Below are 7,117 nucleotides of genomic sequence, written 5' to 3'. Positions count from 1 at the left end.
TATTTTTAGCTGGGGGGATATTCGCAGTTCGCCTTTTCAGTCAGCCAGTGATAACTACCCAACAAAAATAGTCGATCGAGGCTATAAATACATAAAAATAACCCCAGAAATTTAACTTCTGGGTTGACCGATCGACAAGCTAATTTTGATGTACTATCATCGAATAGGTAAATAATGCCGATCGATTTCGGATTTTATTTTGATAAGATCCGACTATAGCGGTATGCCTATACGTAGGCATGGTACCCTTAGTAATCTGACTAGCTATAGATTCAGCATATCATCACTACGCGATCGCTAGCCCCATATATATTGTCATTGACTGTTGTTAGACATACTCATCATGAAAGTTACCCAGGAAAAACTCGAACAAAGCCGGATTGGTTTAAAGATTGAAGTTACCGGAGACCAAACGACTAAATATTACGAACAGTCAATCAAAAAATTGACTACCAGTGCCAGTATTCCTGGGTTCCGTAAAGGGAAAATCCCTCGGCAAGTAATCTTACAACGGATGGGACAAGCCCAAATTAAAGCAATGGCACTCGAAGCTTTGCTCGAACCAGCAATTAATGAGGCAATCAAACAAGCCGAAGTTCCCGCGATTGGTAACTACCAAATCACATCTAATTTTGACGACTTACTTTTGAGCTATGTCCCTGGACAAAACTTGATTTTTGATGCGGCGGTAGATGTACCGCCAGTCGTCAGTCTGGGCACTTATACCGGATTGGCTATCAAAGCTGAGGAAATCGTTTATGATGCCGCTCAAGTCGAAGATTTTATCGATCGACAACGCCGTGAAAAAGCGACAATTATCCCAGTCGTTGGTAGAGCGGCTCAACTCGATGACATTGCGGTCGTTGACTACAAAGGTAAACTAGCCGACGGTACGCCAATTGAAGGTGCTCAGGCTGAGGATTTTGACATTGAACTATCTGACGGCAAATTTATCAGCGATCTCGTCAATGGGATTGTCGGGATGAGTATTGGCGACACTCGTGATGTTAATGTTGTCTTCCCCGCAGATTATCCCCGCGAAGATTTAGCCGCTCAACCCGCGCTATTTAATGTTGTCCTCAAAGATCTCAAAGCTCGAGAATTACCCAGCTTAGACGACGATTTTGCTAAAGAAGCCAGCGATTTTGATACCCTGACCGAGTACCAATCATCGACTGCCACACGCTTCCAAGAGCAAGCGAAAAAATCTACCGACCAGAATATCATCAACGCGATCGAAACCGCATTGATCGATATTGCCACGGCAGATTTACCCGAAACGCTGATCGAGCGGGAGACAATGAATATCCTCAACCAAATGGCTAATCAATTCAGCCAGTATGGGATGGATGTCAACAAACTCTTTACCCGCGAAACAATTCCTAAAATGAAAGAGAATTGTCGTACCGATGCTATTAATAACCTCAAACAGCAACTCGCGATCGAGGAAATTGCGAAGAAAGAGGGTATCGTTGTGAGTGACGAAGATCTCGCAGCAAAAATGTCTGAGGTTCTGCCTCAATTAGTCGGTCAAGATATCGACGAAAATCGTCTGCGGGGATTCATTACCGAAGATCTCCAAAAGGAGAAAACTTTAGAGTGGCTCAAGGAACACGCCAACGTAGAATTGGTACCTGAAGGTTCTTTAAAACCCGCTGATGATGAATCAGCACAAGGCGAATCTGAAGCGATCGATATCCTCGCAGAAGCAGTAGCAGAATAGGGATTAGGCTTTAGGCGTTAGGGGTAAGAGAATTGGAGACTTAAACTCATGACACTTGATGCCTATGTAGTGATAGCATAAAGCCTAAGACCTAAAGAGTGGTAAAAGCCGAACCCTAAAGCCCAAAGCCTAAAGCCTAAGACCTAAAGAGTTGGTATAATTCGGTTAATAGGTGAATTTTGCCTATTAATCACCATCTCGATTTTCTATCACACATTCTCCATCATGATTGGATCTAACTCTAATTACGGGTCGATTACTAGTTACAGCCAGAGTGGAATTTACGCAGGTACCAACGTTGTTCCGATGGTGGTAGAGCAATCTGGAGTCGGCGAACGGGCATTCGACATCTACTCGCGGTTATTGCGCGAACGAATTATTTTCTTAGGTACTCAAGTAGATGATAATGTGGCAGACACACTAGTCGCCCAAATGTTATTTTTAGAAGCAGAAGATCCCGAAAAAGATATTCAGTTGTATATTAATTCCCCAGGCGGATCGATTACCGCAGGCATGGCAATCTATGACACTATGCAACAAATTCGTCCCGATGTAGTGACGATTTGTTATGGTGTAGCTGCGAGTATGGGCGCGTTTTTACTCGCCAGTGGCACAAAGGGTAAACGGATGTCCTTGCCCAATTCGCGGATTATGATTCACCAACCCTCTGGTGGTGCTCAGGGACAAGCTGTAGACATCGAAATCCAGGCACGAGAAATCCTCTACCTCAAAAATCATCTCAATGGGCTATTGGCTGAGTATACCGGACAATCGATCGAGAAAATTGCCGAAGATACCGAACGCGACTTTTGGATGTCACCAGCCGAAACTCAAGCATACGGCTTAATCGATCGCATCATCGATCGTCCTTAAAATTGGCAATCGGTTATTAGCGAACGGTGATCATCGACCCAAGTTGCGATGGAATCTCGCCATAATAGTGGGCACAGCCGCTGGGCAAGAGCAGCGATGAAACACCTCGCACCACTCAACCTAACCGATAACCGACCAGTGAAACTATCGCTGATAACTGAATTACCAACATTACTCCATCTTGCTTCACGAGGCACGCGCTCCAACTATGTCACCTACTAAAAATTATGACTCCCATCTCAAATGTTCTTTTTGTGGCAAATCGCAGGAGCAAGTCCGCAAACTAATTGCGGGGCCGGGAGTCTATATCTGTGACGAATGTGTAGAACTGTGTAATGAGATCCTCGATGAAGAATTACTAGATCCTAATGGTCCGGCCCATCATCCACCAGCGAAGTCGGAGCCACCTCGCAAACGGCGCGAATCTGTGCCGATGAATCTCAGCCAGATGCCCAAACCGCGAGAACTAAAGAAATTTTTGGACGATCGAGTCATCGGTCAAGATGAAGCTAAAAAAGTCTTATCTGTATCAGTCTACAACCATTACAAACGCTTGAGCTATGCCCAAGCCAAAACTAGCAGTTCCAACCCCGCCCAGCCCCCCACAGGCGTAAATGGAGTCCACAAAGCTAACGCCACCGATGATGGGGTCGAACTCCAAAAGTCTAATATCTTGCTAATTGGGCCGACTGGTTGCGGTAAAACTATGCTCGCCCAAACCCTGGCAAAAGTCTTAGATGTCCCCTTCGCGGTCGCTGATGCTACCACCCTCACCGAAGCAGGTTATGTCGGTGAAGATGTCGAAAATATTCTGCTCCGACTGCTCCAAGTTGCTGATATGGATGTAGAAGAAGCCCAGCGCGGCATTATTTACATTGATGAAATCGATAAAATCGCCCGCAAGAGTGAAAACCCCTCAATTACCCGCGATGTTTCTGGCGAAGGTGTCCAGCAAGCATTGCTGAAAATGCTCGAAGGCACGATCGCCAGCGTACCACCCCAAGGCGGCCGGAAACACCCGTATCAAGACTGCATTCAAATCGATACCAGCAACATCATGTTTATCTGTGGTGGGGCCTTTGTCGGGCTAGATAAGGTGATCGAACAGCGGCTGGGTAAAAAGTCGATGGGCTTTATCCAGCAGGGCGAAACCCTGAATCGCGAACAGCGCTCGGCAGATATGATGAGACATCTAGAACCAGAAGATCTAGTCAAATATGGACTAATTCCTGAATTCATCGGTCGAGTACCAGTCATCGCCACTCTCAAGTCACTGGACGAAAATGCCCTCGTCTCGATCTTGACCGAGCCGCGCAGTGCCCTCGTCAAGCAGTACGAACAACTGTTGAATATGGATAATGTCGCCCTCGAATTTCATCCCGATGCAATTCGCGCCATCGCCAAAGAAGCCCACCGCCGCAAAACTGGAGCTAGAGCCTTACGGGGAATTGTTGAGGAGTTAATGCTCGATGTGATGTACGAACTGCCCTCCCGCAAGGATTTGACCCGTTGTATCATTACTCGCGAAATGGTCGAAAAAAGATCGACAGCCGAACTATTGATCCACCCCACCTCAGTGCCCAAACCAGAGTCAGCATAGCTTTCATGTTGTCAGTCAGCCAAATATCTTAGATGATTGACCCAAACTGAGTCAGAGAGCGATCGAAGCATCAGGATGTTCTCGATCGCTCTGGCTCGGAACACCTCCCTCAACTCCTTGTTATTTGCCACTTTGACTGAAAATCGCTCGACAAGCATCGGTGCTTAGATCCCGACCGAAAGACTTTAGCAGTAAGTTACATCAAATGGCTGATATAAAAAGCTCTAAAAATAGGGTACTATATAAATATAGATTCAAACCGCTAATTTAATTTACTTAAGTGTAGCAACACGAATTTTAATAATTCTTTTTTAGTAGTGCTGACCTAACTGTAAATTCACCATTACTAAGGGAAATCGGGGTTTAAGCTTTCAGGGGCTGGTAATAGTATTACCAGCCGTTTTTGTTGTTTAGATACCTTGCACGATCGTAATTTGAATATAGAATCAAGGCATAGCTATCAACGATCGACTAAACTAGCCCACCGCAGTTTAGCCGATCGAGCGCGGGGATTGGCGGCTAATTCTACATCCGTGGCAATAATTGGCTTTTTAGTTAATACCTTGAGACTCTCATTCTCGCGGAGGGTATGCTTGACAATCCGATCTTCCAAACTATGGAAGCTAATCAGCCCGATTTTACCTTGCGGCTTGAGCCAAGTGGGAGCAATAGCCAAGAACTTTTCCAGCGAACTTAACTCCTGATTTACGACAATTCTCAGAGCTTGAAAAGTGCGTGTAGCTGGGTGAATTCTACCATAACGATAAGATTTGGGCACAGCACCACCGATCGCATAAGCTAATTGGGTAGTTGTTGTAAATGGTCTTCCAGCAACGATATCCCGCGCAATTTGGCGAGACATGCGTTCTTCACCATAGGTAAAAATAATCCGCGCTAATTCGACTTCAGAGGTATAGTTGACTAAATCGGCTGCTGTGGTACCTTGAGATCGATCCATCCGCATATCTAGCGGTGCTTCATTCCGAAAACTAAATCCTCGCTCTGCTAAATCTAATTGCACCGAGCTGACACCCAAATCGGCAATAATCCCATCGAATTTCTGCTCTAAAGGTTGATAGTCGGCATAATTTCCGTGCCAAAACTGGACTCGATCTCCATATGGTGCGAGTCTCGCTCTGGCTGCCTCTAAAGCTTGTAAATCTCGATCGATCGCCACTAATCTTACATCAGGCGCGGCTTGTAAAATCAGCTCACTATGCCCAGCACCACCGACTGTGGCATCCAAATACCAACCACCTGCAATTACGCCCAAACCAGTGACTGTTTCCTGGCTGAGAACGGGGATGTGCGAGAAATCGGGATTCATAAGAATTAGGATCTGTAGGGGCGGGTTTATAAAATCAATTAAAACGAAGCCAGAGATTAAATTTCAACCCGCCCTCTCTTTTAGGATTTAAGGGATAGTTATAAATTGAGGCTGCTCACAAACGCAAAAAAAGGTTAGACGAAAGTGTCTAACCTCTTTTTTTATAAATTCTGAAGTAGCCCCAAGGGAAATCGAATCCCTGTCGCCTCCGTGAAAGGGAGGTGTCCTAGGCCTCTAGACGATGGGGCCGCGTTTCAGACACTTATCAATATAGGGCATATCTTTAGTCATGTCAATAGCTAAACCAGATCTTTTTTTCCGTCGGATATTTAAACCGATTCACCCGCTGTAACAGCGAATCGATCTATGATGGAACTTCAAATCTGATTCTCGTTCCGAAAGGCTTCGCCAACGATTGCTATGACTATCCCTTCTACGGTTACTCCGACTGCATCCACAGCATTATCCTTCATTAGAAGCGAACTTACTAGTTTGCAAGCCTACACGCCCCATCCTGGTGGCGCAGAATCTGTGCAGGTAGAGATCGATCGAGTCGATACCAACGAGAGTCCCTACGATTTACCATTAGTATTGAAGCAGGAACTGGGAAAAGTCTGGATGGACGAGATCGAGAGCAATCGTTATCCAGATGGGGGGCACAATCGCCTCAAAGCGGCGATCGCTAGTTATGTGACAGAATTTACGGTCAATCATCCTTCCATCCTGCCCAGCCAGATTTGCGTGGGGAATGGTTCGGATGAGTTATTGAGATCGATCTTGATTGCGACTTGTGTTGGTGGTGAGGGCAGTATTTTAGTCGCCGCGCCAACTTTTAGTATGTATGGCATTCTGGCGCAAACGTTGGGGATACCTGTGGTGAGTGTAGATCGATCTGCTGTTAATTTTGAAGTCGATTTAGATGCGGCTCGGAGTGCGATTAAAGAGAACCAAAATCCGCCAATTCGGGTGGTATTTATGGTGCATCCCAATTCGCCGACGGGTAATGCGTTGACGGCGGCGGAATTGGAGTGGCTGCGAGGTTTATCTTCAGATATTTTGGTGGTAATCGATGAGGCTTATTTTGAGTTTAGCCAGCAGACAGTAGTAGCAGAATTAGCCCAACATCCTAATTGGGTGGTTTTACGGACATTCTCGAAAGCCTTTCGATTAGCGGCTCATCGGGTGGGTTATGCTGTCGGACATCCTCAATTAATTGCAACTTTAGAACAGGTAAGATTGCCTTACAATTTGCCTAGCTTTTCCCTGGCGGCAGCAGAATTGGTATTGCAGCACCGCAGTTTATTATTGTCTACAATTTCTGAGACAATGAGCGAACGAGATCGATTATTTACCGCCCTCTCTGGGATTACTAATCTCCAGGTATGGCGTAGTGATGCTAATTTTATCTACGCTCGGATTCGAGGTGTGGATAATCCAGATCTGGTGATGACTGAATTAGTCGCACAGTTGAAAATTCAGGGAACCTCAATCCGACATACTGGCGGTGGATTGCGGATTTCGATCGGTGCTCCATCTGAAAACGATCGAACTTGTGCCAGAATCGATCGGTTACTCCAGACTTAAGATCGGGTAT

6 protein-coding genes and 1 tRNA gene are annotated in these 7,117 nt (G+C 45.7%); 5 read left to right on the top strand and 2 right to left on the bottom strand.

Going from position 1 to position 7,117, the window contains the following annotated elements; translation table 11 throughout:
- Positions 1 to 343: 343 nt before the first annotated feature.
- The 4 genes from tig to clpX all read left to right on the top strand — a co-directional run bounded on the left by tig (position 344) and on the right by clpX (position 4,196).
- Positions 344 to 1,723, top strand: coding sequence for a trigger factor (gene tig / locus RMO55_RS18160; RefSeq protein WP_310428884.1), 1,380 nt, complete (start codon positions 344 to 346; stop codon positions 1,721 to 1,723).
- A 225-nt stretch (positions 1,724 to 1,948) separates the two neighbouring features.
- Entirely contained in the window at positions 1,949 to 2,596 is a 648-nt protein-coding gene (gene clpP / locus RMO55_RS18155; protein ID WP_310428882.1) for an ATP-dependent Clp endopeptidase proteolytic subunit ClpP, read from the top strand.
- Positions 2,597 to 2,644: 48 nt separating this feature from the next.
- A complete protein-coding gene (locus RMO55_RS18150) occupies positions 2,645 to 2,818 on the top strand; it encodes a hypothetical protein (protein ID WP_310428880.1) in 174 nt (57 codons plus the stop codon).
- A complete protein-coding gene (gene clpX / locus RMO55_RS18145) occupies positions 2,805 to 4,196 on the top strand; it encodes an ATP-dependent protease ATP-binding subunit ClpX (RefSeq protein ID WP_310428878.1) in 1,392 nt (463 codons plus the stop codon). Before RMO55_RS18150 ends, clpX begins: the two co-directional genes overlap by 14 nt.
- 460 nt (positions 4,197 to 4,656) lie before the next feature.
- Here clpX and rsmH read toward each other — a convergent pair whose 3' ends face one another.
- Together rsmH and RMO55_RS18135 are read right to left on the bottom strand one after the other, a co-directional pair.
- Positions 4,657 to 5,523 carry a 16S rRNA (cytosine(1402)-N(4))-methyltransferase RsmH gene (rsmH, locus tag RMO55_RS18140; protein WP_310428877.1) on the bottom strand — a complete coding sequence of 289 codons (867 nt, stop codon included), beginning with the start codon at positions 5,521 to 5,523 and terminating at the stop codon, positions 4,657 to 4,659.
- 176 nt (positions 5,524 to 5,699) lie between these two features.
- A tRNA-Glu gene (locus RMO55_RS18135) sits at positions 5,700 to 5,772 on the bottom strand.
- Between the two features lie 171 nt (positions 5,773 to 5,943).
- Here RMO55_RS18135 and RMO55_RS18130 point away from each other — a divergent pair.
- A complete protein-coding gene (locus RMO55_RS18130; protein WP_310428875.1) occupies positions 5,944 to 7,107 on the top strand; it encodes a histidinol-phosphate transaminase in 1,164 nt (387 codons plus the stop codon).
- The last annotated feature ends 10 nt before the right edge of the window (positions 7,108 to 7,117 follow it).

Source organism: Chamaesiphon sp. VAR_48_metabat_135_sub (assembly GCF_031418915.1).
In the GTDB taxonomy this organism is placed as follows: domain Bacteria; phylum Cyanobacteriota; class Cyanobacteriia; order Cyanobacteriales; family Chamaesiphonaceae; genus Chamaesiphon.
This window is presented reverse-complemented; position numbering and strand designations above follow the sequence as displayed.

What these genes read in the sequence shown, in the direction of transcription:
- clpP (WP_310428882.1), top strand. Translation starts at nt 1,949, where the DNA reads ATGATTGGATCTAACTCTAATTACGGGTCGATTACTAGTTACAGCCAG.
- RMO55_RS18150 (WP_310428880.1), top strand. Translation starts at nt 2,645, where the DNA reads ATGGAATCTCGCCATAATAGTGGGCACAGCCGCTGGGCAAGAGCAGCG.
- rsmH (WP_310428877.1), bottom strand. Translation starts at nt 5,523, where the DNA reads ATGAATCCCGATTTCTCGCACATCCCCGTTCTCAGCCAGGAAACAGTC.
- RMO55_RS18130 (WP_310428875.1), top strand. Translation starts at nt 5,944, where the DNA reads ATGACTATCCCTTCTACGGTTACTCCGACTGCATCCACAGCATTATCC.
- tig (WP_310428884.1), top strand. Translation starts at nt 344, where the DNA reads ATGAAAGTTACCCAGGAAAAACTCGAACAAAGCCGGATTGGTTTAAAG.
- clpX (WP_310428878.1), top strand. Translation starts at nt 2,805, where the DNA reads ATGTCACCTACTAAAAATTATGACTCCCATCTCAAATGTTCTTTTTGT.